Genomic DNA, 25,500 nt, shown 5'->3' with positions numbered 1-25,500 from the left:
GCTTAGAAGTTCACGCCGAAGCTGAGGGCGACGAAGTCGCGGTCATCCACGGTGCTGTACTTGCCGTCGAAGAAGTTGGTGTACGACAGGCTTGCCGTGTAGGTGTTCTGGTATTCGGCATCCAAGCCCAGGCTGACAGCCTTGCGGCCTTCCTCGAAGTTGGCGCCAGGGCCCGGCGAGTAGCCGGACACGTCATGCGACCAGGCCACGCTCGGTTTCAGGTTCACCCCAGCGAATACGTCGTTGTAATCCCAGATGACACGGGCGCGATAACCCCAGGACGTGCTGGTGGTGTAGCCATCGTTCTCGCATTTGCGGTTCAGGTTGGTGGTGGATGCACCGGCACCGGCGCCGGCGATGGTGCTGGCGTTGAGCGCCTGGCAGGTGTCCGCTCCGCCCGTGGACGGCAATGGGCCAGGGCCGAACACCGGGTCGCGGCCATAACGGGTATCGTGCGCATTCTCCAGGCCGCCGACGTGGGTGACGCCCAGTTCGCCCACCACGGTCATGCGGCTAGCGCCCATCACTTGGTCGAAGAAGTGCGTCAAGGTGGTCTGGAACTGGGTGATCTCTTTACGGCGATAGCCGTGCAGGTCCTGGCCCGGTGTACCCGCCAGCAGCGAAGCATTGGTCAGTGCGCCGCCCAGAGGACGAACACCGGCAAACAGGATATCGGTGGTGTTCAACTGTACCGGCGCGTTGGGCCGGTAGCTGATCTCACCGCTCCATGCCGTGCCGGTTGGCAAGGTGGTGGAGAAACTGAGGCCGTAGAGTCGAATATCTTCCGGGTACTCGACGAAGTACTGCGAATTACCCGCCACGATCAAGGGTGCCAAGGCTCGCAGCTGTGCCGGCAGGCCGGCGATACCGGAGAACACCGAAGCCGGGGCGCCGGTGGCGCTGAAGATTGGCGCACGGCTGTGGTAGTTCATGAAGTAGGCACCGAATTCGGTGTCCAATGGCTCGAACATGTAGCGCATGGCCACGCCGAACTGCCCGCTGTCACGCGCGTCGCGGTCAGCGCCACGGCGCACCATCACACCCTCTTCGTTGATGTTCACGCCCTGGGTAGCAAGGAATTGCTGGGCCGCGCCCGGCACCGTACGGCTGCTGTTCAGCACGCGCAGGTTGTCGGTACAGCCGTCGGCAATGATGTCCGGCTGCGAGAAGAAGGTGCCGCAGTTGTCGACGACCGTCTGGTCCCATTCAAGCTGGTAGAAGGCCTCAGCCGACAGGTTGTCGGTCAGGCTCTGGGAGATGTAGAACATGTTGACCGGGATCAGGCCTTCCTTGATCTCGGCCCCTGGGCGGCGAAACGCCGACACGTCGATGGGGTTGATCGAGTTGATGCCGCCGCCGATGAAGGTACTTTCACCCCAGCTCACCACCTGCTTGCCAAAGCGCACCGAACCGGGCTGATCGCCGATGGAGTAGTTGTGGTAGACGAAGGCGTCGAGCAGCTCGGCGCCGGACGACTTGGCGCCCTCCTTGCGGTTGGAGTCGCTGATGTCCTTGAACTCGCGGCCTTCGTCCTTCAGCTCGAAGTCGTACCAGTACTTGCCACGCACGAACACGCCGGTGTCGCCGTACTTGAGCTCCAGGTCATGGATGCCTTTGAATATCTTGGAGAAGGTTTCGCCCTTCTTGAAGTTCAGGTGGCCATCGTCGGATGTCTGCGACAGGCCCTTGCCGCCGTTGTTCACCCCGATCAGGTTCTTGTTGGGGTTGGCCGTCGACCAGCTGGCGCCGATGGAGAGCGACGAGTCGAACTGGCCTTCGATTTCACCCATGTTGAAGCTGACAGCGAAAGCAGGACTTGCGAGCGTGGAAGCAAGGCTGACGGCCAAGGGCAACTTGGCCCGGCGCCAGAACAGGTTTGCAGATTTCATCGACGCTACTCCATGTACTTTATTGTTATGGCAGTGAGTCCTTTCAAGAACGGCCCGAGCGACCGGTTTGCAGGTTTGCACCCGCGGCGACACGGCTTGCGCGTGTTGCCCTCCCCCATTCCTGAAAATCCCCTGGCCCCGACTATAGCCAGCAAGGCACAGGCGCTTGATCCCTCTAAAGTGTGATTTGCGCTCCATGCCGCCAACTCGCTGCTATTTGTCCCGATTGCGTGCTGGCAGTGCTCAAGGATGGCGCATTTTTGCCATTTGGCAAGGCGCCAGCCTCTCTAGCATGCGGGTCGCGTTCTGACGCACACGACCCGCAAAGCAGTTACAAGGTGGAAAGGAACGCGCTGTTGCTGGCCTGCCATTGGACGATGTCCTGGCGGATGCGTTTCTTGTCGAGCTTGCCGACGCTGGTCTTGGGAATTTCAGTAACAACGGCGATCTGGCTTGGAATCGCCCACTTGTTGATGTGACCTTGCTCGACAAACGGCTTGAGGTGCTCCTTCAGCGACTTGGCGTCGATGGCGTGGCCATCACGCACCACCAGCAGGGCAAACGGACGCTCACCCCATTGCGGGTCGGCCACCCCCACCACCGCCACTTCGCGCACCGCCGGGTGGCGGCTGACCAAGTCTTCCAGGTCGAGTGAGGAGACCCACTCGCCACCGGTCTTGATCACATCCTTGATGCGATCGCGGATGTCGATGTAACCCATACCGTCGAGGGTGGCGACATCGCCGGTGTGTAGCCAGCCACCCTGCCACAGCTCCTCGCTCTTTTCCGGTTCCTTGAAGTAACCCATGGTCAGCCACGGCGCACGCAACACCAGCTCGCCTTGTGTCTCACCGTCTGCTGGCAGGAAGTTACCGTCGCCATCGACGATGGCTGCCTCGACCAGTGGCACCGGCACACCGGCCTTGATGCGGTAGGTAACACGCTCATCCTCGCTGCCGGCCTGCAACTCATCGTTAAGGTGGGCGGCGGAGATCAGCGGGCAGGTTTCCGACATGCCATACGCAGCAGTCAGCTGGATGCCACGTGCCAGAGCGGCCTGATACAACGAGCGGTTGAGCGAGCTGCCGCCAATGATGATCTTCCAGCCGCCGAAATCCTGCCCTTGCGAAGCCGGGCAGTTGAGCAGCATCTGCAGGATGGTCGGCACGCAATGGGAGAAAGTGACCTTCTCCTCGCGCCAGAGCTTGACCAGCATGTCTGGCTCGTAGCGCCCAGGGTACACCTGCTTCATCCCGAGCATGGTGGCAGCGTAAGGGATGCCCCAGGCATGCACATGGAACATCGGAGTGATCGGCATGTACACGTCGTTACTGCCCAGCAGCCGCACGCTGTCGATACTGCCGGTGACCGAGGCCTCGGCCAGTGTGTGCAGCACCAGCTGACGATGACTGAAATACACACCCTTGGGGTTACCGGTGGTGCCGGTGGTGTAGAAGGTGGTGGCCACCGAGTTCTCGTCGAAGTCAGGGAAGTCGTAGCGCGGGCTGGCGGCGGCCAGCAGTTGCTCGTACTCGCCGACCAGGTCGGGCAAATCGGCGGTCTTGTCCGGGCCGTCGGTCAGCAACAGGGTCTTGTCGACGGTGGTCAACTGCCCGGCGATGGCCTGGTACAAGCCGACGAAGTCGCTATTGAGCAGCACCACGCGGTCTTCGGCGTGGTTCATGGTGTAGAGGATCTGCTCGGGCGACAGGCGCACGTTGATGGTGTGCACCACGGCGCCGATCATCGGAATGGCGAACATGCATTCCAGGTAACGGTGGCTGTCCCAGTCCATCACCGCGACGGTGTCACCGGCCTTTACCCCGGCCTCGGTCAGCACATTGGCCAGGCGTGCGATGCGCTCGTTGAGCTGTGGATAAGTGAGCCGCAACTGGTCGCGGTAGACGATTTCGCGGGTCTTTTCATAGCGGCAGCCAGACATCAGCAGGCGTTTGATCAGCAGTGGGTAGGCGTAGGCGCCCTCGGCGGGCTTGATGATGCGGGTCTGCAACATGGGTATCCCTTTTCTGAAAAGCGGGCCAGACAAATGTGGTAACCACTGTAGTTCGCCAATGTGACGGCTAAATCAGCCGAAGGAATGATTTGGCTACGCGGGGTATGAGTGGCATTGTCCGAGTGATGGATCATCCCTGCCCTGCCAACGGAGCCTTACTGATGCCCAGCCCGCGTCGCGCTGTGTTTCTCGACCACCAATCCCTAGATCTTGGTGACCTCGACCTTTCCCCGTTACGAAGCCAGTTCGATGAGCTCGAACTGTTCGATGCAACCCGCCCGGACCAGGTAAGCCAACGCCTGCAGGGCGCCGTCGCGGTGGTCAGCAACAAGGTCATGCTCGACGCCGCGACCCTGGCCGCCAACCCGCAGCTCAAGCTGATTCTGGTGGCCGCCACCGGCACCAACAATGTCGACTTGGCAGCAGCCCGCGCCCAAGGCATCACGGTGTGCAACTGCCAGGGCTACGGCACGCCGTCAGTCGCTCAGCATACCCTCGCCCTGTTGCTGGCCCTGGCGACGCGTCTGTGCGACTACAACCAGGCGGTTGCCGACGGCCAGTGGGCCAAGGCCAGCCAGTTCTGCCTGCTGGACTTCCCCATCGTCGAACTGGAAGGCAAAACCCTCGGCTTGCTCGGCCACGGCGAACTGGGCGGCGCGGTGGCACGGCTGGCCGAAGCCTTCGGCATGCGCGTGCTGAGCGGACAGATTCCCGGTCGCCCGGAGCGCGCCGACCGGTTGCCGCTTGACGAACTGCTGCCGCAAGTCGATGCGCTGACCCTGCACTGCCCGTTGAACGAGCATACCCGGCACATGCTCGGCGCTCGCGAACTGGGCCTGCTCAAGCGCAATGCACTGGTTGTCAACACTGCCCGTGGTGGCCTGATCGACGAACAGGCACTGGCCGACGCCCTGCGCAGTGGCCACCTGGGCGGCGCGGCCACCGACGTGCTGAGTGTGGAGCCGCCGGTCAATGGCAACCCATTGCTCCAACCCGACATCCCGCGCCTGATCATCACCCCGCACAGCGCCTGGGGCGCGGTGGAATCGCGCCAGCGCATCGTTGGCCAGCTCAGCGAAAACGCCCAGGCCTTCTTCGCTGGTCAGCCACGCCGCGTGGTCAGCTGAGCCCGGCGCCGGCCTCTGCTACACTGCGCCACTTTTTTCCAGGAGGCGTCGTCCATGGACCCGCGCAGTGAAGTGTTGCTCCGCCAGGCAGAGCTGTTCCAGGGGCCGCTGCTGATCGCTGGCGCCCCCGCCGACGACCTGCTCGGCCAGTTGCCCCAGGCCCAGGCCTGGACCTGGCATGCCGGCGATCAGGCCATGCTCGACAGCCGCTTTGCCGGCCGCAGCCACTATGCGGTCGAGCCGCCCGACCTGCCCTTCGACAGTGCCGTGCTGTTCCTGCCCAAGTCCCGCGAGCTGGCCGCCTACCTGCTCAACGCCCTGGCGTCGCGCCTGGCCGGCCGCGAGCTGTACCTGGTCGGCGAAAAACGCGGCGGCATCGAAGGGGCGGCCAAGCAGCTGCAGGCCTTTGGCAAGCCACGCAAGCTGGACAGCGCTCGCCATTGCCAACTGTGGCAAGTGACCATCGACCAGGCACCGCAGGCAAAACCGCTGGAAAGCCTGGCCGAGCGCTTCGAGCTGGCCCTGGAAGACGGCCCGCTGCAAGTGGTCAGCCTGCCGGGTGTATTCAGCCATGGTCGCCTCGATCGGGGTACCGCCCTGCTGCTCAAACACCTCGATGGCCTACCCGACGGCCACATGCTGGACTTTGGCTGTGGTGCCGGGGTGCTGGGTGCCACGCTCAAGCGCCGTTACCCACAAAGCCGGGTGACCATGCTGGATGTGGATGCCTTCGCCGTGGCCGCCAGCCGCCTGACGCTGGCCGCCAACGGCCTGGAAGGCGACGTGATCAGCGGAGATGGCATTGACGCAGCCCCCACCGAACTGAGCCTTATCCTGAGCAACCCGCCGTTCCACACCGGCGTACACACCAATTATCAAGCTTCGGAGAACTTGCTGAAAAAATCAGCCGTTCATCTGCGAAAAGGTGGCGAAATGCGCCTGGTGGCCAACAGCTTCCTGCGCTACCAGCCGCTGATCGAAGGGGCATTGGGCAACTGCCAGGTACGCGACGAGGCCGATGGTTTCCGCATCTATCAGGCAACGCACGGATAAAAACAGCGCTTGCCGAAAGCGTTTTGCCTAGGCAGAATCCGCACCGTCCTAGGGGAGTAGTCTCCCGCGAGCACCCAGCTCGCCCGGTACGCGTCAACATACTTGGTCCACAGACCATGGCGCGTGCGACCCGCCATGCCAGCCTGCATGGAGAGATCCGCATAGACGGATCCAGGGTTTGACAAGACCTATGACACGCACACCTTACCCGGGGCGGGGAGGCTGTACGTGTCATAGCCGTGTCGACCCGCCCCCGTAGGAATCCTGATGCTGGAATCTCTGCTGGTCCCCACCGCTATCGTTGCCCTCGCCGAAATCGGCGACAAGACGCAACTGCTCGCGCTCATTCTCGCGGCTCGCTTTCGCAAACCCTGGCCGATCATCGCCGGCATCATCGCCGCCACCTTGGCCAACCATGCGGCGGCCGGTGCCGTAGGGGCGTGGTTCGGCAGTTTCTTCAGCGACTCGGCACTGCACTGGATCCTGGCCGCGAGCTTTACCGCCACAGCGCTGTGGACCCTGGTACCGGACAAGATGGATGACGACGAGAACCCGGCACGCCGCTTCGGGCCGTTCCTGACCACGCTGATTGCGTTCTTCCTGGCCGAAATCGGTGACAAGACCCAGGTTGCCACGGTGATGCTGGCAGCACAGTACCCGCACCTGATCATGGTCATCCTCGGCACCACCCTGGGCATGCTGATTGCCAACGTGCCGGTGGTTCTGGCGGGTAACTTCGCGGCAGACAAACTGCCGTTGACGCTGATTCGTCGCCTGGCGGCCACGGCGTTCTTCGTCCTGGCGATCGTGGCCGTGTACTCGGCAATGAAGGCCAGTGGCTGGGTAGGTTAAGCAGGGAAGCGGGGCCGCAAAGCGGCCCCAGGGTTCACACAGTTACGGCTTGGCCGCGGCCTGATACAGCGGCATCACCTTCGGAATTGCCGCCTGCAGCGAAGCAATGCGGCTTTCCGACGCCGGGTGAGTGCTCATGAACTCAGGCGGTGCACCCTCGGAAGCCTTGCTCATCTTGTTCCACAAGGTGATCGCGGCATTCGGGTCATAACCGGCACGCGCCGACAGCTCCAGGCCAATCAGGTCGGCCTCGTTTTCGTTGGCCCGGCTGTTGGGCAAGGTCATGGCGTAGTTCACCACGGTGTCGGCCATGGCCATGCTGCTCTGGCCGAGGCCGAAGATGGCACCGGCACCCTGACGGGCCATTTCCACACCGTACGCCTTGGACATGGCCTCGCGGCTGTGCTCACGCAGGGCGTGGGCAATCTCGTGCCCTACCACTGCGGCAATTTCCGCATCGCTGAGCTTGAGCTGATCGATCAGGCCGGTATAGACGATAATCTTGCCGCCCGGGCCGCAGTTGGCGTTGAGTTCGTCGCTCTTGATCACGTTGACTTGCCAGTCCCACTGCGCGGCATCCGGGCGGAACTTGGGCGCCTGGGCGATCAGTCGGTTGGCAATGACCTGCACCCGCTTGGCATCGGCACTGGACTTGTCGAGCACACCCTTGCTCGAGGCCTCACCCAGGGTTTGCTGGTACGACTGGGCGTACATCTGGTTGACCTCATCGGTCGAGAGCATGCTGAACATGTACTGCTGACGCTCGACGCCAACAGCACCTCCGCTGGTGGTGTTCACCGCCTGGCAGCCGGCCAGCAGGATGCCAGCACTCAGCAGGCTGACGACAAAAGACTTACGCATGAAAACACTCCCTATCCACATGCGGCGTATCCTAGGCCGAGTCGCCATTGGCTGCCATAGCCACAGGGAAGATTTATCAAACCGGGGTGAGGCACTCCGGCGCATCCAGTTTCGGGTCATTGACGAAATTGGCCAAGGCCCGCTCACGCAACACCGCAGGCGGGCTGGCCAGCAGCTCGTGCAGGCGGGCAATTGGCGTATCCGGGTCAAGCCAGGCCGCCTGCCCGGCCTCATCCAGTATCAGCGGACGGCGCTGGTTCATGGCCGCCTGGGTCACCACCGCGCAGCTCAGCCACACCTGGTCCTGCACCGGGTAGGCTTCCCACACCGCCGCGAAGTACAGCGAGGCGCCCTCCCCCGGGTCAACCAGTATGGGCGCTTACGCACGCTGCCCCGCCACTCGTAAAAGCCGTTGGCCGGCATCAGGCAGCGGCGCTGGCGAAATGCTTCACGAAACATCGGCTGCTCTGCCAGGGTTTCAGCGCGGGCGTGGGCCGGGGTGCGGGACAGGTCGGTGAGCCAGGCCGGGGTCAGCCCCCAGCGCGCCTTGACCAGTTGCTGCTGGCCGTCGAGCTGACGCTGGATCAGCACCGAAGCCCCGGGCGAGATATTCCATTGGGCCGGCTGACCGACGGGAAAGCCCGGCAGACTGGCAAGGGCCTGGGGCCAGCGAAACAGGGCGTAACGTCCACACATGGGCGAATTCAGAACCTAGCAGATCAAGGTACCGGGGAAACTCTCCGGTTCGTCGCCAACCAGTGGCTGGGCGTCATTGTACGCATCGATCAGTTGCCGTGCGTACTCGGCCTGCTCATCGGCCACCGCAAGCCCCAGCAGCCCTTGCAGCGGCAGCTCGCCCACACCGCCCATCAAGTCACGGCCCACCAGTTGCACGTCGACGCCCTCACTGGCCAGCATACCGACCAGCATTTCGGCTTCGAGCAGGTTTTCCGGTTCGTAGATCCGCCGCATCAGTCATTCTCACCAAAGACATCCAGCATCCACTCCTCGCCATGCACCTGCAGCACGAAACGGATAGGCTTGCAGCACACCTGGCAATCCTCGATGTACTCCTGATCGCCACCGGACAGGTCCACCGTGGTTTCGACTTCTTCGCCACAATAAGGGCAATCGTAGATCGCAGTTTCCAGCATCGCGGCCTCCGGGGTGACTTATGCGTATAATTGCCGGTCTGTTTACAGGGCCTATGTGCGTCCGAGCCGTTTTTCGGAGCCCGCCCCTACCTATTACCCTAGCCGTTTCCAACAAGAGAGCATGATGGGCGAATTCGATGCCATCCGACCGTACGACGACGCTGAGGTCCCTGCCGTTCTGGCACGCCTGCTCAGCGACCCGGCATTCCTCGATATCCTCACCCACTTCCGCTTCCCGCGTGCGGCTGGTGCTCTCGGCTGGTTGCTCAAGCCGTTGATTGCACGCCGCCTGCGCAAGGAATTCGCCGGCGTCACCTGCGTTTCCACCCTGCAGGACAAAGTCGAGTATTACGTCGACCAGACCATCGACCGCGCCACTGACGGCGTTACCTATTCCGGCGTGGAACAACTCAAGGCCGGCACCGCCTACCTGTTCCTGGCCAACCACCGCGACATCGTCATGGACCCGGCCTTCGTCAACTACGCGGTGTACCATGCCGGCCTGCCCACGCCACGCATCGCCATTGGCGACAACCTGCTGCAAAAGCCCTTTGTCAGCGACATGATGCGCCTGAACAAGAGCTTCATCGTGCACCGCTCGATCAGCGGCCGGCGTGAGAAGCTGGCGGCTTACCAGCTGCTTTCGGCCTATATCAACCACTCGATCCGTAACGATGCTACGTCGATCTGGATCGCCCAGGCAGAAGGCCGGGCCAAGGACGGTGACGACCGCACCGACTCGGCGATCCTCAAGATGTTCCACATGAGCCGCAAGGACGAGCCGTTCGGTGCGGTGATCCAGAGCCTGAACCTGACGCCGGTGTCGATCAGCTACGAATACGACCCGTGTGACCAGGCCAAGGCCCGCGAGCTGTACATCCGCGCCACCACCGGTACCTACAAGAAGGCGCCAGGCGAGGACGACAACAGCATCGCCAAGGGCATTACCGGCTACAAGGGCCGGGTGCACATCAACTTCGCCCCGCCAGTGACCGCATACCACGAAGACACCAAGCAGCTGGCGTCGGAAATCGACCGGCAGATTCTGGGTGGCTACCGGCTGTTCCCGGTGCATTACCTGGCGTATGCGATGTGGGATGCCAAGGATGAGGCGTTGCAGGTGCCGAGTGCCGAGAAGGTGTTCCCGACGGATGAGCTGGCAAAAGCCAAGGAAGAATGGCAGCGCCGTCTGGATGCCTGCCCTGAAGAGCAGCGGCCATACCTGGTGTTGCAGTATGCGACGCCGGTGCGTAACCAGTATCAGGTCAAGCAGCAGGCACCTGTGGCCTGAAGGATTGTCGGGGCTGCTTTGCAGCCCAATCGCGACACAAGGCCGCTCCTACAGGGGACCGCGATCTCCTGTAGGAGCGGCCTTGTGTCGCGATGGGCCGCAAAGCGGCCCCAATGGTTCTCAGACCCAGGTACTGAACCAGGACAGCAACAACGCCATCGCCAGGCACGAAAAACCGAGAATATAGAAGTACTTCGGCACCCGCAGGTCGAACGCGTCCACTACCCCTTCGTCCACAGCCATGTATTCGCGGGTCTCGGCCTCGCGTCGCCGTGCACTGTGCAGCAGCAAACCGCCTGGGCAGGTCAGCAGCAGCGCCAGCAGGTTGATCAACTTGGTGGGATGGGCGGCCAAAAACCCCCAGAGCACTTGCAAGGACATCACGCGACCTCGGTGTGAGCAGCGGCAAAGGCCCGCATTCTACCCAAGTCGATCTCCGGCGCCCGGTATGGGCGACAAAGTGTCATTAAATTTCATCTGTCATCCGCTCGTCATCTGAGCAGGCCACCCTGTCGGCCTTTCATGACCCGGAGCTTGTTCATGCTGCACGCCGAAAACCAGGACCGCCTCTACCTCGTTGCCCAGAGCGATGAACAACAGGCGTTGATCGATGGTTTTGCCATCAATGTGCAGGACCGCCAGTGGCTGGTCTACTGTGCGCTGGGCGGGCATATGCATGAAGACTTGCCCGAGGTGGATACCGGGACTGGTTTCAGCTTGCTGGATTTTCACATTGCAGCAGCTTGAGCCAGCAATAAAAAAACCCGCTGCCTGGCAGCGGGTTTCTTTTATGCGCCTAAACGCTTACTGGCCCAGCACCTGCCCAATGGTTGGGTCCTTGAACATGCGGGTCAAGGCATCGCTCAGCACGTCGCCCACCAGTTGGGTGTTGGTGTCCTGATTCGGCGCCATGCCGAAACGCTGGTCCAGCGAAGCACCGTAACGGCCGCTGTAGCTGCGACCGCCGTTACGTACGTCGGCACGGAAGGTGGCGCCGATGGTGGCCTCGGTCACGTACAGGTTGTCTTTCGGCGACTGATATTTCAGTTCGGCCAGGGTCACGGTCAGCTGTGGCGCGTTGTAGGCGTTCGCCGTCGGGGTGAAGCCGAGCAGGCGCACAGCGGCTTCGGCTTGAGCCTGCAGCTTGGGCACCACGTCGTTACCGCTGACGCTGATGGTGCTGGTTTCGGGGTACATGCCACCGCGAGTGCCCAGGGACTGCGATGGGCGGCCATCAACTACCCGGACCACCACTGGCTGGCCATGGCCGACCGGGGCGAGCTGGGCCTTGAGCGTGGGTTGCGGGTTGAGTTGTTGCGGGCTGTGGGCACAACCGACCAGGCTGAGGCTGGCCACGGCGATCAAACCGAACAACAGACGTTGCAACATGCGCGTTTCTCCAGAAAATGCGGCAAAGGCCCACAGTATACCTAGCCAGGCACAGACCAGTCATCGGCCAGCCTCGCTTGTCACAATCGTTTCATGGCCACGCCCTTATCCTTGCGCCAAGCCCTAACGCAAAGGACTCACTGCCATGGCCTCGCTCTGGACTCTGCTCTTCCAACGCCCGCGCCACAACGCCTACGCCCGCCTCGACGCCCAAGGCAAATGCCTGGCCTTCAAGCAATGCAGCCAGGCGCCAAGCGGCAGCGGCTGGGTCCAGGTCGGTGAAATTCAGCTGGCCTGGCTGGGCCGCGAGCTGCCCGCCGACGCCCGTGTTTGCGCGCGTGCAAGCCGCCGTTGGCATCAACGCCTCCTCGCGGCCTGACAAACGCTGCAATAAAAACCACGAATGGCGACATTTCTGCCCGCGACATCGCTATAATCTCCCCCCGATTATAAGGACGTCTCCTGATCGGGCCCCGCACTCGCCGATTGACCCGGCAACTTCACCGCTTCGCCCACAGAGAGCCTTCCACTCAGGTCTTGCATCGGCTGTCGTGCCTGCTTTTCCGGCCCTTCACACTGCATGAACCTGCGGGTTGCCATCGCGCAGTCCCCTTTTGAGGTTCACGTCTCCAAAAGAGCGTGAAAAAACGGTTTTCACAACTTCACAAGAGTGTGGCGAGCAAATGAACAGTCTGGCATGTGCAAAAGCGGCAGATGTGTCCCGAACAGCCCTGAACAGGCGGCAAATGCGCTCATCCCGTATGAGTGTCTGAACCGTTCCATAACGCACGCACGACACCTTGACCATAAGTCGAATTGCCGCACCTGTGGCAAACGGCGTTCAATACACGAACCCGAAGACTGATTGGCGGTGTCCGCGGAAGTTGCAAGAACTGCGAAAAGTCGGACATGGCGACCCTGGCAAACCCAGGTCCTATGCTGTCAATTAGGTAGCTGTAGATTGTGGAGACGCGTTAAATGGCGCAGAACGAATCGGTTGATGTGGTACTGGTAGGCGCGGGCATCATGAGTGCCACCCTGGCCGTACTGCTCAAGGAGCTTGACCCGACCCTGAAGCTTGAGGTCGTCGAGGCGATGGACTCCGGAGCCGCGGAAAGCTCCAACCCCTGGAACAACGCAGGCACCGGCCACGCCGGCCTGTGCGAGCTGAACTACACGCCGCAGGCCGCCGATGGCAGCATCGACATCAAGAAGGCCGTGCACATCAACACCCAGTTCGAGGTTTCGCGCCAGTTCTGGGCCTACCTGAGCAAGAAGGGCAACTTCGGCTCGGCGCGTGCTTTCATCAACCCTGTCCCACACCTGAGCTACGTCGAGGGTGACAAGGGTGTTTCCTTCCTCAAGAAGCGCTTCGAGCTGCTCAAGCAGCACCACGCCTTCCATGAGATGGAATACACCGAAGACAAGGCCGTGATGAACGACTGGATGCCGCTGATGATGCCTGGCCGCCCGGCCGACCAGCACATCGCCGCTACCCGCGTGGCCAAAGGCACCGACGTGAACTTCGGGGCACTGACCAACAAGCTGCTCAAACTGCTGGGTGACTCGCCGGACGCGCAGGTCAAATACAGCAAGAAGGTTGTCGGCCTGCGCCGTAATGGCAGCGGCTGGACCGTGAGCATCAAGGACGTCAACAGCGGCGGCAGCCGTGAAGTCGACGCCCGCTTCGTCTTCCTCGGTGCTGGCGGCGCGGCCCTGCCGCTGCTGCAATTGTCCGGCATCCCGGAAAGCAAAGGCTTCGGCGGCTTCCCGGTCAGCGGCCAGTGGCTGCGCTGCGACAACCCGGAAATCGTCAAGCAGCACCAGGCCAAAGTGTACAGCCAGGCCGCCGTAGGTGCCCCGCCGATGTCAGTTCCGCACTTGGACACCCGCGTAGTGGACGGCAAGACTTCGCTGCTGTTCGGCCCCTATGCCGGCTTCACCACCAAGTTCCTCAAGCACGGTTCGCTGATGGACCTGCCGCTCTCGGTGCGCATGGGCAACATCGGCCCGATGCTGGCCGTGGCCCGCGACAACATGGACCTGACCAAGTACCTGGTCAGCGAAGTGATGCAGTCGATGGAGCAGCGCCTGGAAGCCCTGCGTCGCTTCTATCCACAGGCCAAGGCCGAAGACTGGCGCCTGGAAGTGGCTGGCCAGCGCGTGCAGATCATCAAGAAAGACCCGAAAAAAGGCGGCGTGCTGCAGTTTGGTACCGAGCTGGTCTCGGCCCAGGACGGCAGCCTGGCCGCGCTGCTCGGCGCATCGCCGGGTGCCTCGGTGACCGTGTCGATCATGCTGGAACTGATCGAGCGCTGCTTCCCCGAGCAGGCCAAGGGTGCCTGGGCTGCCAAGCTCAAAGAAATCTTCCCGGCTCGCGAGAAGACCCTGGCAACCGATGCCGCCCTGTACCACAAGATCAGCGCCGACAACGACGTGGCGCTGGAGCTGGTAGAAAGCAGCCCGGCAGCCAAGCATTACGCCTGATCCGCCCGGTAACGAAAAAACGCCCCTCGGGGCGTTTTTTTGTGGCTGGACCTTGGTCAGCCGCGGGCGTTGTCGATAATCTCGATGTACTCAGGTGCATTGCGCTGGTCGGCAATCTGCTCGACGAAGGTTTTGCCGTGCTCGTCCTTGCCATCCAAGTCCAGGCCTGCTTCGACGAAGAAACCGACAAATCGCTCGAAATCGTCGACGCGCAGGCCACGGTAGGCTTTGACCAGCTTGTGCGCCGACGGCGAGGTCACACCATCGGCCGGCTCGAACTGAAGGAACGACTTGATGTAGTCGTCGCTGATTTCGTCACCGATTACCTGTTTCTTGTCTTTACGCATTGCCGACTCCAACTGGACCATCACGGAATTTCGAAGGCCGGCAGTTTACCCCCGCAGGCTACGCGCCTCAACGCGTACGTACGGTACCGGTGTGCAGGTCGGCCCAGATGTGGCCGTTGCCGTAGGTGAGAAATTGCACGTACAGGGTTTCGTTGCGCAACAGGTCCATGATTACGCGGTAATCGCTAACCGGGTAATTCAGGCTCAAGGTGCGGCTTTTTTCGTCATACACGGGCTTTTTAAGGCTCTTGGCGGCTTCACCGTCGAAGGTCAGCAGCACCTGAGCGATGGTCGCGCCCTTGCTCAGCGGTTTGCCCTTCAGGCGCACCTGCAACGACGAGGTGATCGGGATCGGTTGCTGGTCGGACTGGCGCTGGGCACCTACGACCACCGAATAGTCGGTCACTTGCAGCAATTGCTGGCTGGTCGGTGCTTCCTGGCGCAGGGACTGATCATCGGGTGGCAGGAACTGGCTGTGCAGTGGTGCGGCGGCGAGTGGCAGGCTGACGGCCAGCAGGAGGGGAAGAATCGCACGCATGTGAGGCTCCTTGTATGAAGGAGCACTCTAGCATGCCGGGTACAAGCAACATCAATCGAACTGCGCAAGCATCCAGGCCTGGTATTGGGCGACGCCGTCTTCGCCTTCACGTGGCGCCCAGTGTGCATGTTCACCTTCGCCCACCGGCCGGTATGGGCCGGCCTTGCATTCGAACAGGATGCTGTCCGGCTCCAGCACCACCAACCCATGGTAGGTACCGGGCGCCAGGTCCACACCCAGACAGTCGCCACCCGCTTGCAGCACCCGCTTGTCGGTCACGGCGCCCTGCTCGTCGAAGATCAACAGGCCGAAGCGCCCCTTGAGCACGAGCAAGGTCTCCGCCTTGTCGTCGCTCAGGTGGCGGTGCGGTGGAATGTAGGTGCTCGGCTGCAGCCCGACCGCCATGCGGTGGCAAGGATCTTCCATTTCATGGAAGTTGTGGTGCTGCCGCCCACGCGGGTTGGCAGCAGCCTTTTCGGCCAGCCCGGCGAACAGCGATTGGTCGATGAACGCAGGCTGGCGCATGGTCACAGCCCCTTTACGGCGAAGATGCCGTTAGCGTTGCGCCAGTAACCTTTGTAGTCCATGCCATAGCCGAAGATGTAGCGATCGACACAAGGCAGGCCTACGTAGTTGGCTTTGAGGTCCGGGCTGGCCTTGCGGTCGTGATCCTTGTCGATCAGCACTGCGGTGTACACCGAGCGCGCGCCGGCATGCTTGCAGAACTCGATGATGGCGCTGAGGGTGTGGCCCTCGTCGAGGATGTCGTCGACGATCAGTACGTCGCGATCGATGAAAGAGACTTCCGGCTTGGCCTTCCAGAACAGCTCACCGCCGCTGGTCTGGTTGCGGTAACGAGTGGCATGCAGGTACGAGGCTTCCAGCGGGAACTGCAGGTGGGTCAGCAGTTTGCCGGAGAAGATCAGGCCGCCGTTCATCACGCAGAACACCACGGGGTTCTTGTCGTGCAGGTCCTTGCAGATTTGCTCGCCGACATTGGCGATGGCCGCTTCGACTTCGGCTTCGGTGTACAGGCAGTCAGCTTCACGCATGACTTGACGGATATGCTCGAGATCGGCGGACATGGCGCTCTCCGGGGGGTGCATTTTGGAAAAGCGGGCAAAGGTACGCATCCGCTCGTCACAGATCAAGCATTTATGGACTAACGTCCAGAATGACCAGACGACAGCACAGGCTGAATAGATTAATCTAGCGCGGTTTTTTTGCCCGCCTTTCGGAGCCCCCCTATGCCCACTCGTGAGATCCGCCATCCGCTGATCCGCCACAAGCTCGGCCTGATGCGCCGTGCCGATATCAGCACCAAGAATTTTCGCGAACTCGCCCAGGAAGTCGGCGCGCTCCTGACGTATGAAGCCACCCAGGACCTGCCCCTCGAAACCTACGAGATCGATGGCTGGTGTGGCAAGGTCTCGGTTGAAAAAATCGCCGGCAAGAAGATTACTGTAGTACCGATCCTGCGCGCCGGCATCGGCATGCTCGACGGCGTGCTCAGCCTGATCCCTGGGGCGAAGGTCAGCGCCGTCGGTGTTGCCCGTAACGAAGAAACCCTCGAAGCCCACACCTACCTGGAAAAGCTCGCGCCGGACATCAACCAGCGCCTGGCCCTGATCATCGACCCGATGCTGGCCACCGGCGGCTCGATGGTCGCCACCATCGACCTGCTTAAAAAGGCCGGCTGCAAAGAGATCCGCGCCATGGTGCTGGTCGCCGCGCCAGAAGGCATCGAAGTGGTGGAAAAAGCCCACCCGGACGTGAAGATCTACACCGCCTCGATCGACCAGCGCCTGAACGAACACGGCTACATCGTGCCGGGCCTGGGCGATGCCGGTGACAAGATCTTCGGCACCAAGCAAAAGGACGCCTGACCATGCAGGACGGCTTCAACGACCCGCTGTGGCGCCAGGTCGTTTCGGGCGCGCAGATGCTCTTCGTGGCATTCGGCGCGCTGGTGCTGATGCCCCTGATCACCGGCCTCGACCCGAACGTCGCGCTGTTCACCGCCGGCATCGGCACGCTGCTGTTCCAGCTGGTCACCGGCCGCCAGGTGCCGGTGTTCCTGGCCTCGAGCTTTGCCTTCATCACCCCGATCATCCTCGCCAAGGGCCAGTTCGGCCTGGCCGAGACCATGGGCGGCGTGATGGCTGCAGGCTTCGTGTACACCTTCATGGGCCTGATGGTAAAAATCAAAGGCACCGGCTTCATCGACCGCATGCTGCCACCGGTGGTGATCGGCCCGGTGATCATCTCCATCGGCCTGGCCATGGCGCCAATCGCCGCCAATATGGCGATGGGCAAGGGTGGCGACGGCGCGGCACTGATGCCGTACAAGACCGCCATGCTGATCTCCATGCCAGCCCTGCTGACAACCCTGGTCGTCGCCGTGTTCGGCAAAGGCATTTTCCGCCTGGTACCGATCATTTCCGGCGTACTGGTGGGCTTTGCCCTGTCATTCGCCTTTGGCGTGGTCGACACCGCCAAGATCGCCGCTGCACCGTGGCTGGAAATTCCCAATTTCACCGCACCTGCGTTCAACTGGCAGGCCATTCTGTTCATCGTACCGGTTGCCTTGGCGCCAGCGATCGAGCATATCGGCGGGGTGATCGCGGTCGGCAGCGTGACTGGCCGTGACTACCTGAAAAAACCCGGCCTGCACCGCACCCTGCTGGGTGATGGCCTGGCTACCACTGCAGCCGGCCTGTTCGGCGGCCCGCCCAACACCACCTACGCCGAAGTGACCGGCGCGGTGATGCTGACCAAGAACTACAATCCGAAGATCATGACCTGGGCGGCGATTTTCGCCATCACACTGGCATTCATCGGCAAGTTCGGCGCGCTGCTGCAGAGCATTCCGGTACCGGTGATGGGCGGTATCCTGTGCCTGCTGTTCGGCTCGATTGCGGCAGTGGGCATGAACACCATGATCCGCCACAAGATCGACCTGGCCGAAGCACGCAACCTGGTGATCGTGTCGGTGACCCTGGTGTTCGGCATCGGCGGCGTGCTGATCGGCAGTGGTGACGGCCCGGATGACTGGGGCCTGAAGGGCATCGCCCTGTGCGCCATCGTGGCTATTGCCCTGAATCTGATCCTGCCGGGCAACGATGGCTGGAAGCACAAGAAGCTGGATGACCAGTTGCCTTAAGATCGCGGGGCTGCTCTGCAGCCCTTTCGCGACACAAGGCCGCTCCTACAGGGGATCGCGATCTGCTTGTAGGAGCGGCCTTGTGTCGCGATAGGGCCGCAAAGCGGCCCCCAGCTATTCAGGCCTTTTCACACATATCCGCCAACACCCTCACCCATTCCGGGTGATCATTCAGGCACGGCACCAGCACCAGCTCTCGCCCACCCGCCTCTACAAACTGCTCGCTGCCCCGCATGCCGATTTCTTCCAGCGTTTCGATGCAATCGGCGACGAACGCCGGGCACATCACCAGCAGCTTCTTCACGCCCGCCTTGCCCAGCTCGTCCAACCGCGCCTCGGTATAGGGTTCGATCCACTTGGCCCGCCCCAACCGCGACTGGAACGACACCGACCACTTACCATCGGGTATGCCCATTTTCTGAGCAAAGGCCTTGGCTGTAGCCAGGCATTGCCCGCGGTAGCACACAGCGCGCATCTCGGCGCTGGCATCCTTGCAGCAGTCAGCTGCCTGGAAGTCGTGATTACCGGTCGGGTCCAGCTTCTTCAGGTGCCGCTCCGGCAAACCGTGGAAGCTCAGCAGCAGGTGGTCGTAATCCTGCTCCAGGTACGGCCGGGCGCTGGCAGCCAGTGCCTCGATGTAGTCAGGGTGATCGTAGAACGGCCGCAGCACGCGCATCTGCAACGGCAACCCGCGCTCACTGACCGTCTGTTTCGCCAGCTCGACCACCGTGGTCACCGTACTGTCGGCGAACTGTGGATAAAGCGGTGCCAACGTCACCTTGCGCACGCCTTGGGCGGCCAGGCGCTCCAACACTTCGGGCAAAGCCGGCAGGCCATAGCGCATGGCGATTTCCACCGGGCCATGGGGCCAGTGTTCGACCATTGCCGCCTGCAGGCGACGGGTCAGCACCACCAGTGGCGAGCCCTCCTCCCACCAGATCGAACCATAGGCATGTGCCGACTGCTCCGGGCGCTTGACCAGGATCAGTGACACCAGCAAGCGCCGCACCGGCCAAGGCAGGTCGATCACATAGGGGTCCATCAGGAACTGGTTGAGGTAGCGGCGCACATCGGCCACCGAGGTGGAGGCCGGGGAACCCAGGTTGACCAGCAGCAGGGCGTGATCGGTCATGCAGCGTCCTATGTCAGAGGCGGCTGGACAGGTTGTCCAGCGCCGATTGCAGATCGTTGAAGCGGAAGGTGAAGCCCGCCGCCAGCAAGCGCACCGGGCGCGCGCGCTGGCCGCCCAGCAGCAAGGTCGACATTTCGCCAAGGCCGGCCTTGAGCAGCAGCGCCGGTACAGGCAGCAGCGCCGGCCTATGCAGCGCACGGCCCAGCCGCCTGGCGAACTCACGGTTGCGCACCGGCTCTGGGGCGCAGGCATTATAAGGACCGCTGGCATCCTTGTGCTGCAAGAGAAAATCAATCAGGGCGACCTGGTCGTCTATATGCACCCAGGGCATCCACTGCCGCCCACCGCCCAAAGGCCCACCCAGCCCCAGTTTGAAGGGCACGCGCAGGCGCGACAAAAAGCCGCCATCGCTGGCCAGCACCAACCCGGTGCGCACCAATACCACGCGGATTCCTTGCGCTTGAGAACGCTGTGCCGTCTCTTCCCAGGCAATACACAACTGGCTGGCGAAGTCTTCCCGCACCGGTGGTGAGGCCTCGGTCAGCTCGCGTTCGCCGCCGTCACCGTACCAGCCTACCGCAGAGCCGGAAATCAGCACTTGCGGGCGCTGTTCACGGGAGCCCAGCCACGCCAGCAGCTGCTCGGTGAGGGTGACGCGGCTGGCCCACAGCACGTTGCGCCGGGCCGCCGTCCAGGGCCTATCCGCGATTGGCGCACCGGCAAGGTTGACCACCGCATCAAGATGATCGTCTGCTTCCAGTTGCTCCAGGCGGGCGATGCCACGCACGCCACTACCGCAAATTTTCGCCACCTGCTCAGGACGCCGGCTCCATACCGTGAGCCGATGCCCCTGGCCAAGCCAGTACTGGCACAGATGCTTGCCAATCAAACCGGTGCCACCTGTCAGCAATATATGCATGGCTGTGTCCTCGCAGAGTGCGGCGGTGGTCTATTTTTAACATCAAGGCACTTTTTTGACCCGACGCTCTCGGATAAACATAGGCCAACCTACCACCAAAGCGGAATAACCTTATACAAAAGTTCTGCATTGTACAGGTTTGCCTGACAGCGTAGTCTGCTCACAGCAAGGTTTGAAGAGGCCATCATGACAGTACCTATCGCCATCATCGGGGCCGGTATCGCCGGTTTGTCAGCCGCCCAGGCCTTGCAGAAGGCCGGACAATCCGTGCATTTGTTCGACAAAGGCCACGGCAGTGGCGGGCGCATGGCCAGCAAGCGCAGCGAGGCTGGCGCACTCGACCTCGGCGCCCAGTACTTCACCGCCCGTGACCGGCGCTTTGTCGATCAGGTGCAACAATGGGTTGCCGCTGGCTGGGCCGAGCAGTGGAAGCCGCAGCTGTACAACTACCGTGATGGCGAACTCACCCCCTCCCCCGACGAGCAGACGCGCTGGGTAGGCGTGCCACGCATGAGTGCGATCACCCGTGGCCTGCTCAAGGACGTGACGGTCAACTTCGGCTGCCGTATAGCGGAAGTGTTTCGCGGCAAGCAGTATTGGCACCTGCAGGATACCGAAGGCTGCAGCCATGGCCCCTACAGCCGCGTGGTAATCGCCGTACCGGCCCCGCAGGCCACACCACTGCTGGCGGCAACCCCCAAATTGGCCGCCGTGGCCGCCGGTGTACAGATGGAACCGACCTGGGCCGTCGCCCTGGCCTTCCAGTCACCGTTGGATACCCCGATGCAAGGCTGCTTCGTGCAGGACAACCCACTCGACTGGCTGGCCCGCAATCGCAGCAAACCCGGCCGCGACGAGCACCTGGATACCTGGGTACTGCACGCCACCTCGGACTGGAGCCGGCAGCACATCGACCTGTCCAAGGAAGAAGTGATCGAACAGCTGTGGGGCGAATTCGCCGAACTGGTCGGCTGCGTGGTACCGGCGCCCACCTTCGCTCTGGCGCACCGCTGGCTCTACGCCCGCCCCAGCAGCAACCATGAATGGGGCGCATTGGCCGATGCCGATCAGGGCTTGTACGCCTGCGGTGACTGGTGCCTTTCCGGGCGTGTCGAAGGCGCGTGGCTCAGTGGCCAGGAAGCCGCGCGACGTTTGCTCGAACACCTTGAGTGATGTAGCGCTATACAAAAATACTGGTTTGCATAACGGCTAGGCTGTGCTGGAATAAACCTGTACAAGTTTTTAGTAATGTACAGGTTTTTCGGAGGCAGCCATGCTCGACTCTTTCGCCTGCAGCAAGCCGCGTATCGCCATCAGTGCCTGCCTGACTGGGCACAGCGTGCGCTACAACGGCGGCCACAAGGCCTCCGATCTTTGCCGTACACAGCTGGAACAACACTTCGAATGGCTGCCCGTGTGCCCGGAAGTGGCAATCGGCCTGGGCATTCCGCGTGACCCCATTCGCCTGGTAGGCAACCCCGAACAACCCGAAGTGGTCGGCACCCGCGACCCTGGCATGGACCTGACCGGCCCGCTGCGCACCTATGGCGAACAAATGGCGGCTGAGCTCGACGACATCTGCGGCTACATCTTCATGCAGAAGTCACCTTCTTGCGGCCTGGAACGGGTCAAGGTTTACCAGGCCAACGGCCACCCAGCCTTGCATGGCGGGCGTGGCGTCTATGCCCACGCTTTCTGCGCTCTGCGCCGGACCTGCCCGTTGAAGAAGAAGGCCGCCTGCATGACCCCGTGCTGCGCGAGAACTTCATCAGCCGCGTATACGCCTACGCCGACTGGCAGCGCCTGCTGGCCGAAGGGCTGAGCCGTGGCGCCCTGGTGCGCTTTCACTCGCGCTACAAGTATTTGCTGATGGCCAACAACCCGCAGGCCTATCGCACCCTCGGCCGCCTGCTTGGCAGCATGAGCAAGGATGACGACCCGCTCAGCTTCGGCCCGCGCTATTTCAGCCAACTGATGCAGGCCCTGCGCCGCTGCGCCAGCCGCGGCACCCACTGCAACGTGCTGCAGCACCTGAGCGGTTACTTCAAGGATGCCCTGACGCAGCAGGACAAGGCCGAGTTGCAGACGGTCATCGGCCAGTACCAACAGGGCGTCGTGCCGCTGGTAGTGCCCCTGACCCTGCTCAAGCACCATCTGCGCAAGCACCCTGACCCGTACCTGCAGCAGCAGGCCTACCTGCAACCGCACCCTGAAAGCCTGGGCTTGCGCAATGCAGTCTGAAACCTTGCTGCCCATCGGTGAACTGGCCCGCCGTACCGGCGTCAATCCGGTCACCTTGCGCGCCTGGGAACGCCGGTATGGCCTGCTCAAACCCCAGCGCACCGCCAAGGGGCATCGCCTGTACCCCTTGGAACAGCTCGAGCGGGTCGAGGCGATCCTTGGCTGGTTGCAGCGAGGCGCATCGGTCGGTCAAGTACGCGAGCTGCTCGACAAACCCTCCAGCACGCCACCCAAAGGCGACTGGCAGGCCAGGCAGTTCCAATTGACCGAGGCCATCGCCAACCTGTCGCAGCGCACGCTGGACCAACGGCTCAACCAGGCCATGGCCCTGTACCCGGCCGTCACCCTGTGCGAGCAATTGCTGCTGCCACTGCTCGATCTGCTCGACCTGCGGTGGCGCAACTACTTCAATGCGCGGCTTGAGCAAGTGTTTTTCCACAGTTGGCTGCGCAGCAAGCTCGGCGCCCGCATTTACCACGACAACCAATTGCTGCAAGGCCCCGCCGTATTGCTGGTGGAGGACTGCGAGCGGGCCTTCAGCCCAGGCCTGTGGTTGTGCGCCTGGCTGTTCACCAGCAACGGCGTGCCGGTCGAAGTGTTCGAGCACCCAGTCGCCGGCCCGCAACTGCACCACGCGGTCAATGCGCTCAAACCACGGGCCGTGCTGCTGCATCTGGGCCCACGCATCGATGACAAGGCGCTGCTACGCACCCTGCAAGGCATGCCCGGTATCACGCTGCTGGGCGGCGCTACGCTGCCCCTGCACGAAGCCCGCTTGCAGGCTTGCGCGCTGCCCGATGTTTTTCTGTTCGATACCCCGCAGGCGGCATTGCGCTTGCTTCAAGCCCATGACCGTCAGCCTGTAGAGATGAATACCCCATGCACCTGACCTGGCTGCGCAGCGACCTGCGCATCGATGACAACACTGCACTCAGCGCCGCCACCGAGCGCGGGCCGACCATCGCCCTGTGGCTGGTCAGCCCAGGGCAATGGCAAGCCCATGACGACGCCGCCTGCAAGGTCGACTTCTGGCTGCGCAACTTGCGCGCCCTGCGCCAATCGCTCGAAGGCCTGAATATCCCCCTGCTGATCCGCAAGATCGACACCTGGGACCAGGCCCCCCAGGCGGTGCTCGATGTATGCCGCCAACACCAGGTGCAAAGCGTGCACTGGAACGAAGAGTACGGCATCAACGAACAGCAACGCGACGATGCGACCCGCGCGCTGCTGGAGAAGTCGTCCATCCAGGCCTGCAGCCACCTCGACCAGCTGTTGTTCCGCCCTGGCACCATCCTTACCCGCAGCGGCGACTACTTCCAGGTCTTCAGCCAGTTCAAGAAGACCTGCCTGGAACACCTGCACCGCAGCCTGCCTGCCCTGGCCCGCCGGGTGGAGCGTCAGGCACCGCTGCAAATCCAAAGTGACCCGATTCCACAACACGTAGACGGTTTTGAAACCCCCACGCGCGCCTTGCGTGAGCATTGGCCGGCGGGTGAGGCCGAAGCGCAGGCGCGCCTGTCCCGCTTTCTGGACGAAACCATCGACGACTACCAACAATTGCGTGACCTGCCTGCCAAGCCCGGCACCAGCCAACTCTCCACCTACCTGGCCGCTGGCGTGATCTCGCCGCGCCAATGCCTGCACGGCGCACTGGCCAGCAACCGGGGCGAGTTCGACAGCGGCAGTACGGGCGTGCAGACCTGGATCAACGAGCTGCTCTGGCGCGAGTTCTACAAGCACATCCTGAACGGTTACCCACAGGTCTCGCGCCACCGCGCCTTTCGCGCCCATACCGAAGCCCTGCCCTGGCGTGACGCCCCGGCGGACCTGGAAGCCTGGAAACAGGGCCGCACCGGGTTCCCGATCATCGATGCGGCCATGCGCCAACTGCTGCACACCGGATGGATGCACAACCGCCTGCGCATGGTCGTGGCCATGTTCCTCAGCAAGAACCTGCTGATCGACTGGCGCAAGGGCGAGCGACACTTCATGCGCCACCTGATAGACGGCGACCTGGCCGCCAACAACGGCGGCTGGCAGTGGAGCGCGTCCACCGGCACCGACGCTGTGCCTTATTTCCGCATTTTCAACCCAGTTTCTCAGTCTCAGCGTTTCGACCCACAGGGGCGCTTCATCCGGCACTGGCTGCCCGAATTACGCGACATGGATGAGAAAACTATCCATGAGCCGATGAAATCTGATGATCTTTTTGCTAATAATTCGTATCACCGTCCAATGGTCAATCTCGGCAGCAGTCGCCAGCGTGCACTGGAAGCCTTCAAAGGCCTACCACGTCGGCAGGATTAGAGGACAACGTCTTGGCTAACTCACGAAGTTTTTGGGTTACAGGCGCCAGCAACGGACTTGGTCTGGCTTTGGTGGAACGTTTGCTCGAACAAGGGCATCGCGTTGCCGCCAGCGCAAAGGAAAGCGATGAGTTGAATGCTTTGGCAGCACGGCATGGTCGGCACTTTTTGCGCCTGCCCTGGCAGTTGCATGCCGAAGGACAAGCAGTAGCGGCCTGCCAACAAATATGCAATGCGTGGTGTTCGCTGGATGGGTTGATCATCAACGCCGGTACCTGCGATTACCTTGCAGACAATTTGGCCGATAGCGAACTGATAGAGGCCATCGTCACCAGCAACCAACTAGCGGGCGAGCATTGCCTCACACAGGCATTGCCTTTGCTGGCGAAGGGCGTCTCAGCGCAAGTGATGGCGGTGTTCAACCGTTATTCGGCATTGCAGCTGTATGCGCCCACCCAAACGACCGCAGGGTGGAACAACACACCGCAGTGGCTGCGCGAGCAGCGCAAGGCCCTGATGGACCAAGGGATAGCGTTGACCATCGTGGCGCCACAGTCGCTCAAGGTGCCGGTGACGTCGGCACAGGCGATACCGGAGGAGTGGACGGCACAGAGTGTCGCTGAGGAGTTGCTGCGACGGTTGCCGCAGCAAGAACCAGAACTGGTACTGGAGACGCTGGACATCAGTAGCCTGTGGCCTTTGACGCGATAAGGCCTCAAACCGGCCTCTTCGCGGGT

General features: G+C 62.2%; 26 protein-coding genes, 2 pseudogenes and 1 riboswitch. Of the genes and pseudogenes, 14 read left to right on the top strand and 14 right to left on the bottom strand.

Annotated elements, in window-relative coordinates:
- Positions 1-2: 2 nt before the first annotated feature.
- Positions 3-1,889 carry a DUF1302 domain-containing protein gene (locus AB5975_14295; protein ID XDR22843.1) on the bottom strand — a complete coding sequence of 629 codons (1,887 nt, stop codon included), beginning with the start codon at positions 1,887-1,889 and terminating at the stop codon, positions 3-5.
- A 331-nt stretch (positions 1,890-2,220) separates the two neighbouring features.
- A complete protein-coding gene (locus tag AB5975_14290) occupies positions 2,221-3,903 on the bottom strand; it encodes a fatty acid--CoA ligase (GenBank protein ID XDR22842.1) in 1,683 nt (560 codons plus the stop codon).
- A gap of 161 nt (positions 3,904-4,064) precedes the next feature.
- Between AB5975_14290 and AB5975_14285 the strand changes: the two genes are divergently transcribed.
- The 3 genes from AB5975_14285 (at position 4,065) to AB5975_14275 (ending at position 6,935) form a co-directional block, all read left to right on the top strand.
- Complete coding sequence (locus tag AB5975_14285; GenBank protein ID XDR22841.1) at positions 4,065-5,030, top strand: 2-hydroxyacid dehydrogenase; 966 nt, start codon at positions 4,065-4,067, stop codon at positions 5,028-5,030.
- Between the two features lie 54 nt (positions 5,031-5,084).
- Complete coding sequence (locus AB5975_14280; GenBank protein XDR22840.1) at positions 5,085-6,083, top strand: methyltransferase; 999 nt, start codon at positions 5,085-5,087, stop codon at positions 6,081-6,083.
- A 39-nt stretch (positions 6,084-6,122) separates the two neighbouring features.
- Positions 6,123-6,262: riboswitch (yybP-ykoY riboswitch) on the top strand.
- A gap of 88 nt (positions 6,263-6,350) precedes the next feature.
- Positions 6,351-6,935: a TMEM165/GDT1 family protein gene (locus AB5975_14275; protein XDR22839.1), complete on the top strand. Its 585-nt coding sequence runs from the start codon at positions 6,351-6,353 to the stop codon at positions 6,933-6,935.
- Positions 6,936-6,977: 42 nt separating this feature from the next.
- On the opposite strand, the gene AB5975_14270 is transcribed toward AB5975_14275, so the two are convergent.
- From AB5975_14270 to AB5975_14255, 4 genes and pseudogenes are all read right to left on the bottom strand, one after another.
- Positions 6,978-7,796 carry a M48 family metallopeptidase gene (locus tag AB5975_14270; GenBank protein XDR22838.1) on the bottom strand — a complete coding sequence of 273 codons (819 nt, stop codon included), beginning with the start codon at positions 7,794-7,796 and terminating at the stop codon, positions 6,978-6,980.
- 76 nt (positions 7,797-7,872) lie between these two features.
- Positions 7,873-8,492 (bottom strand): annotated as a pseudogene (locus AB5975_14265) (SOS response-associated peptidase).
- Positions 8,493-8,507: 15 nt separating this feature from the next.
- On the bottom strand, positions 8,508-8,768 hold the full coding sequence (locus AB5975_14260; GenBank protein ID XDR22837.1) for a DUF2007 domain-containing protein: 261 nt from the start codon (positions 8,766-8,768) through the stop codon (positions 8,508-8,510).
- Positions 8,768-8,950 (bottom strand): CPXCG motif-containing cysteine-rich protein, encoded by a 183-nt coding sequence (locus tag AB5975_14255; GenBank protein XDR22836.1) that lies wholly within the window; start codon positions 8,948-8,950, stop codon positions 8,768-8,770. Before AB5975_14255 ends, AB5975_14260 begins: the two co-directional genes overlap by 1 nt.
- Positions 8,951-9,071: 121 nt before the next feature.
- On the opposite strand from AB5975_14255, the gene AB5975_14250 reads away from it, so the two are divergent.
- Positions 9,072-10,241 (top strand): 1-acyl-sn-glycerol-3-phosphate acyltransferase, encoded by a 1,170-nt coding sequence (locus AB5975_14250; protein XDR22835.1) that lies wholly within the window; start codon positions 9,072-9,074, stop codon positions 10,239-10,241.
- Between the two features lie 120 nt (positions 10,242-10,361).
- Here the strand turns inward: AB5975_14250 and AB5975_14245 are convergent, their stop codons facing one another.
- Entirely contained in the window at positions 10,362-10,622 is a 261-nt protein-coding gene (locus AB5975_14245; protein XDR22834.1) for a hypothetical protein, read from the bottom strand.
- A 159-nt stretch (positions 10,623-10,781) separates the two neighbouring features.
- On the opposite strand from AB5975_14245, the gene AB5975_14240 reads away from it, so the two are divergent.
- Positions 10,782-10,988 (top strand): hypothetical protein, encoded by a 207-nt coding sequence (locus tag AB5975_14240; GenBank protein XDR22833.1) that lies wholly within the window; start codon positions 10,782-10,784, stop codon positions 10,986-10,988.
- Between the two features lie 57 nt (positions 10,989-11,045).
- Here the strand turns inward: AB5975_14240 and AB5975_14235 are convergent, their stop codons facing one another.
- Positions 11,046-11,630 (bottom strand): YajG family lipoprotein, encoded by a 585-nt coding sequence (locus AB5975_14235; protein XDR22832.1) that lies wholly within the window; start codon positions 11,628-11,630, stop codon positions 11,046-11,048.
- Between the two features lie 145 nt (positions 11,631-11,775).
- On the opposite strand from AB5975_14235, the gene AB5975_14230 reads away from it, so the two are divergent.
- Positions 11,776-12,009: a hypothetical protein gene (locus tag AB5975_14230; GenBank protein ID XDR22831.1), complete on the top strand. Its 234-nt coding sequence runs from the start codon at positions 11,776-11,778 to the stop codon at positions 12,007-12,009.
- Between the two features lie 599 nt (positions 12,010-12,608).
- On the top strand, positions 12,609-14,117 hold the full coding sequence (mqo, locus tag AB5975_14225; GenBank protein ID XDR22830.1) for a malate dehydrogenase (quinone): 1,509 nt from the start codon (positions 12,609-12,611) through the stop codon (positions 14,115-14,117).
- A 56-nt stretch (positions 14,118-14,173) separates the two neighbouring features.
- Here the strand turns inward: mqo and AB5975_14220 are convergent, their stop codons facing one another.
- From AB5975_14220 to AB5975_14205, 4 genes are all read right to left on the bottom strand, one after another.
- The gene (locus AB5975_14220; protein XDR22829.1) at positions 14,174-14,464 is read right to left on the bottom strand and encodes a PA4642 family protein; all 291 of its coding nucleotides are present in this window, start codon (positions 14,462-14,464) and stop codon (positions 14,174-14,176) included.
- Between the two features lie 67 nt (positions 14,465-14,531).
- Entirely contained in the window at positions 14,532-15,002 is a 471-nt protein-coding gene (locus tag AB5975_14215) for a hypothetical protein (GenBank protein XDR22828.1), read from the bottom strand.
- Positions 15,003-15,053: 51 nt separating this feature from the next.
- A complete protein-coding gene (locus AB5975_14210; GenBank protein ID XDR22827.1) occupies positions 15,054-15,527 on the bottom strand; it encodes a WbuC family cupin fold metalloprotein in 474 nt (157 codons plus the stop codon).
- 2 nt (positions 15,528-15,529) lie between these two features.
- Entirely contained in the window at positions 15,530-16,087 is a 558-nt protein-coding gene (locus tag AB5975_14205; GenBank protein XDR22826.1) for a hypoxanthine-guanine phosphoribosyltransferase, read from the bottom strand.
- 162 nt (positions 16,088-16,249) lie between these two features.
- On the opposite strand from AB5975_14205, the gene upp reads away from it, so the two are divergent.
- Both upp and AB5975_14195 read left to right on the top strand, forming a co-directional pair.
- Positions 16,250-16,888, top strand: a complete 639-nt coding sequence (gene upp, locus AB5975_14200) for a uracil phosphoribosyltransferase (GenBank protein XDR22825.1) — start codon at positions 16,250-16,252, stop codon at positions 16,886-16,888.
- A gap of 2 nt (positions 16,889-16,890) precedes the next feature.
- Positions 16,891-18,165: a uracil-xanthine permease family protein gene (locus AB5975_14195; GenBank protein ID XDR22824.1), complete on the top strand. Its 1,275-nt coding sequence runs from the start codon at positions 16,891-16,893 to the stop codon at positions 18,163-18,165.
- Between the two features lie 118 nt (positions 18,166-18,283).
- Here the strand turns inward: AB5975_14195 and hemH are convergent, their stop codons facing one another.
- Positions 18,284-19,297, bottom strand: a complete 1,014-nt coding sequence (gene hemH, locus AB5975_14190; protein ID XDR22823.1) for a ferrochelatase — start codon at positions 19,295-19,297, stop codon at positions 18,284-18,286.
- 13 nt (positions 19,298-19,310) lie between these two features.
- Positions 19,311-20,216: a TIGR01777 family oxidoreductase gene (locus AB5975_14185; protein ID XDR22822.1), complete on the bottom strand. Its 906-nt coding sequence runs from the start codon at positions 20,214-20,216 to the stop codon at positions 19,311-19,313.
- Between the two features lie 186 nt (positions 20,217-20,402).
- Here AB5975_14185 and AB5975_14180 point away from each other — a divergent pair, with 186 nt between their 5' ends.
- The 5 genes and pseudogenes from AB5975_14180 (at position 20,403) to AB5975_14160 (ending at position 25,474) form a co-directional block, all read left to right on the top strand.
- On the top strand, positions 20,403-21,389 hold the full coding sequence (locus tag AB5975_14180) for an NAD(P)/FAD-dependent oxidoreductase (GenBank protein XDR22821.1): 987 nt from the start codon (positions 20,403-20,405) through the stop codon (positions 21,387-21,389).
- Positions 21,390-21,489: 100 nt separating this feature from the next.
- A pseudogene (locus AB5975_14175) lies at positions 21,490-22,457 on the top strand (YbgA family protein).
- Positions 22,447-23,346 carry a MerR family transcriptional regulator gene (locus tag AB5975_14170; GenBank protein ID XDR22820.1) on the top strand — a complete coding sequence of 300 codons (900 nt, stop codon included), beginning with the start codon at positions 22,447-22,449 and terminating at the stop codon, positions 23,344-23,346. Before AB5975_14175 ends, AB5975_14170 begins: the two are co-directional and overlap by 11 nt.
- On the top strand, positions 23,337-24,764 hold the full coding sequence (phrB, locus tag AB5975_14165) for a deoxyribodipyrimidine photo-lyase (GenBank protein XDR22819.1): 1,428 nt from the start codon (positions 23,337-23,339) through the stop codon (positions 24,762-24,764). Before AB5975_14170 ends, phrB begins: the two co-directional genes overlap by 10 nt.
- An 11-nt stretch (positions 24,765-24,775) precedes the next feature.
- Entirely contained in the window at positions 24,776-25,474 is a 699-nt protein-coding gene (locus AB5975_14160; GenBank protein XDR22818.1) for an SDR family oxidoreductase, read from the top strand.
- Positions 25,475-25,500: the final 26 nt, after the last annotated feature.

The organism is Pseudomonas putida (genome assembly GCA_041071465.1).
Taxonomy (GTDB): Bacteria; Pseudomonadota; Gammaproteobacteria; order Pseudomonadales; family Pseudomonadaceae; genus Aquipseudomonas; species Aquipseudomonas putida_P.
The sequence above is the reverse complement of the archived record's forward strand: the minus strand, read 5'-3'. Positions and strand labels throughout refer to the sequence as shown.

What these genes read in the sequence shown, in the direction of transcription:
- AB5975_14295 (XDR22843.1), bottom strand. Translation starts at nt 1,889, where the DNA reads ATGAAATCTGCAAACCTGTTCTGGCGCCGGGCCAAGTTGCCCTTGGCC.
- AB5975_14290 (XDR22842.1), bottom strand. Translation starts at nt 3,903, where the DNA reads ATGTTGCAGACCCGCATCATCAAGCCCGCCGAGGGCGCCTACGCCTAC.
- AB5975_14285 (XDR22841.1), top strand. Translation starts at nt 4,065, where the DNA reads ATGCCCAGCCCGCGTCGCGCTGTGTTTCTCGACCACCAATCCCTAGAT.
- AB5975_14280 (XDR22840.1), top strand. Translation starts at nt 5,085, where the DNA reads ATGGACCCGCGCAGTGAAGTGTTGCTCCGCCAGGCAGAGCTGTTCCAG.
- AB5975_14275 (XDR22839.1), top strand. Translation starts at nt 6,351, where the DNA reads ATGCTGGAATCTCTGCTGGTCCCCACCGCTATCGTTGCCCTCGCCGAA.
- AB5975_14270 (XDR22838.1), bottom strand. Translation starts at nt 7,796, where the DNA reads ATGCGTAAGTCTTTTGTCGTCAGCCTGCTGAGTGCTGGCATCCTGCTG.
- AB5975_14260 (XDR22837.1), bottom strand. Translation starts at nt 8,768, where the DNA reads ATGCGGCGGATCTACGAACCGGAAAACCTGCTCGAAGCCGAAATGCTG.
- AB5975_14255 (XDR22836.1), bottom strand. Translation starts at nt 8,950, where the DNA reads ATGCTGGAAACTGCGATCTACGATTGCCCTTATTGTGGCGAAGAAGTC.
- AB5975_14250 (XDR22835.1), top strand. Translation starts at nt 9,072, where the DNA reads ATGATGGGCGAATTCGATGCCATCCGACCGTACGACGACGCTGAGGTC.
- AB5975_14245 (XDR22834.1), bottom strand. Translation starts at nt 10,622, where the DNA reads ATGTCCTTGCAAGTGCTCTGGGGGTTTTTGGCCGCCCATCCCACCAAG.
- AB5975_14240 (XDR22833.1), top strand. Translation starts at nt 10,782, where the DNA reads ATGCTGCACGCCGAAAACCAGGACCGCCTCTACCTCGTTGCCCAGAGC.
- AB5975_14235 (XDR22832.1), bottom strand. Translation starts at nt 11,630, where the DNA reads ATGTTGCAACGTCTGTTGTTCGGTTTGATCGCCGTGGCCAGCCTCAGC.
- AB5975_14230 (XDR22831.1), top strand. Translation starts at nt 11,776, where the DNA reads ATGGCCTCGCTCTGGACTCTGCTCTTCCAACGCCCGCGCCACAACGCC.
- mqo (XDR22830.1), top strand. Translation starts at nt 12,609, where the DNA reads ATGGCGCAGAACGAATCGGTTGATGTGGTACTGGTAGGCGCGGGCATC.
- AB5975_14220 (XDR22829.1), bottom strand. Translation starts at nt 14,464, where the DNA reads ATGCGTAAAGACAAGAAACAGGTAATCGGTGACGAAATCAGCGACGAC.
- AB5975_14215 (XDR22828.1), bottom strand. Translation starts at nt 15,002, where the DNA reads ATGCGTGCGATTCTTCCCCTCCTGCTGGCCGTCAGCCTGCCACTCGCC.
- AB5975_14210 (XDR22827.1), bottom strand. Translation starts at nt 15,527, where the DNA reads ATGCGCCAGCCTGCGTTCATCGACCAATCGCTGTTCGCCGGGCTGGCC.
- AB5975_14205 (XDR22826.1), bottom strand. Translation starts at nt 16,087, where the DNA reads ATGTCCGCCGATCTCGAGCATATCCGTCAAGTCATGCGTGAAGCTGAC.
- upp (XDR22825.1), top strand. Translation starts at nt 16,250, where the DNA reads ATGCCCACTCGTGAGATCCGCCATCCGCTGATCCGCCACAAGCTCGGC.
- AB5975_14195 (XDR22824.1), top strand. Translation starts at nt 16,891, where the DNA reads ATGCAGGACGGCTTCAACGACCCGCTGTGGCGCCAGGTCGTTTCGGGC.
- hemH (XDR22823.1), bottom strand. Translation starts at nt 19,297, where the DNA reads ATGACCGATCACGCCCTGCTGCTGGTCAACCTGGGTTCCCCGGCCTCC.
- AB5975_14185 (XDR22822.1), bottom strand. Translation starts at nt 20,216, where the DNA reads ATGCATATATTGCTGACAGGTGGCACCGGTTTGATTGGCAAGCATCTG.
- AB5975_14180 (XDR22821.1), top strand. Translation starts at nt 20,403, where the DNA reads ATGACAGTACCTATCGCCATCATCGGGGCCGGTATCGCCGGTTTGTCA.
- AB5975_14170 (XDR22820.1), top strand. Translation starts at nt 22,447, where the DNA reads ATGCAGTCTGAAACCTTGCTGCCCATCGGTGAACTGGCCCGCCGTACC.
- phrB (XDR22819.1), top strand. Translation starts at nt 23,337, where the DNA reads ATGCACCTGACCTGGCTGCGCAGCGACCTGCGCATCGATGACAACACT.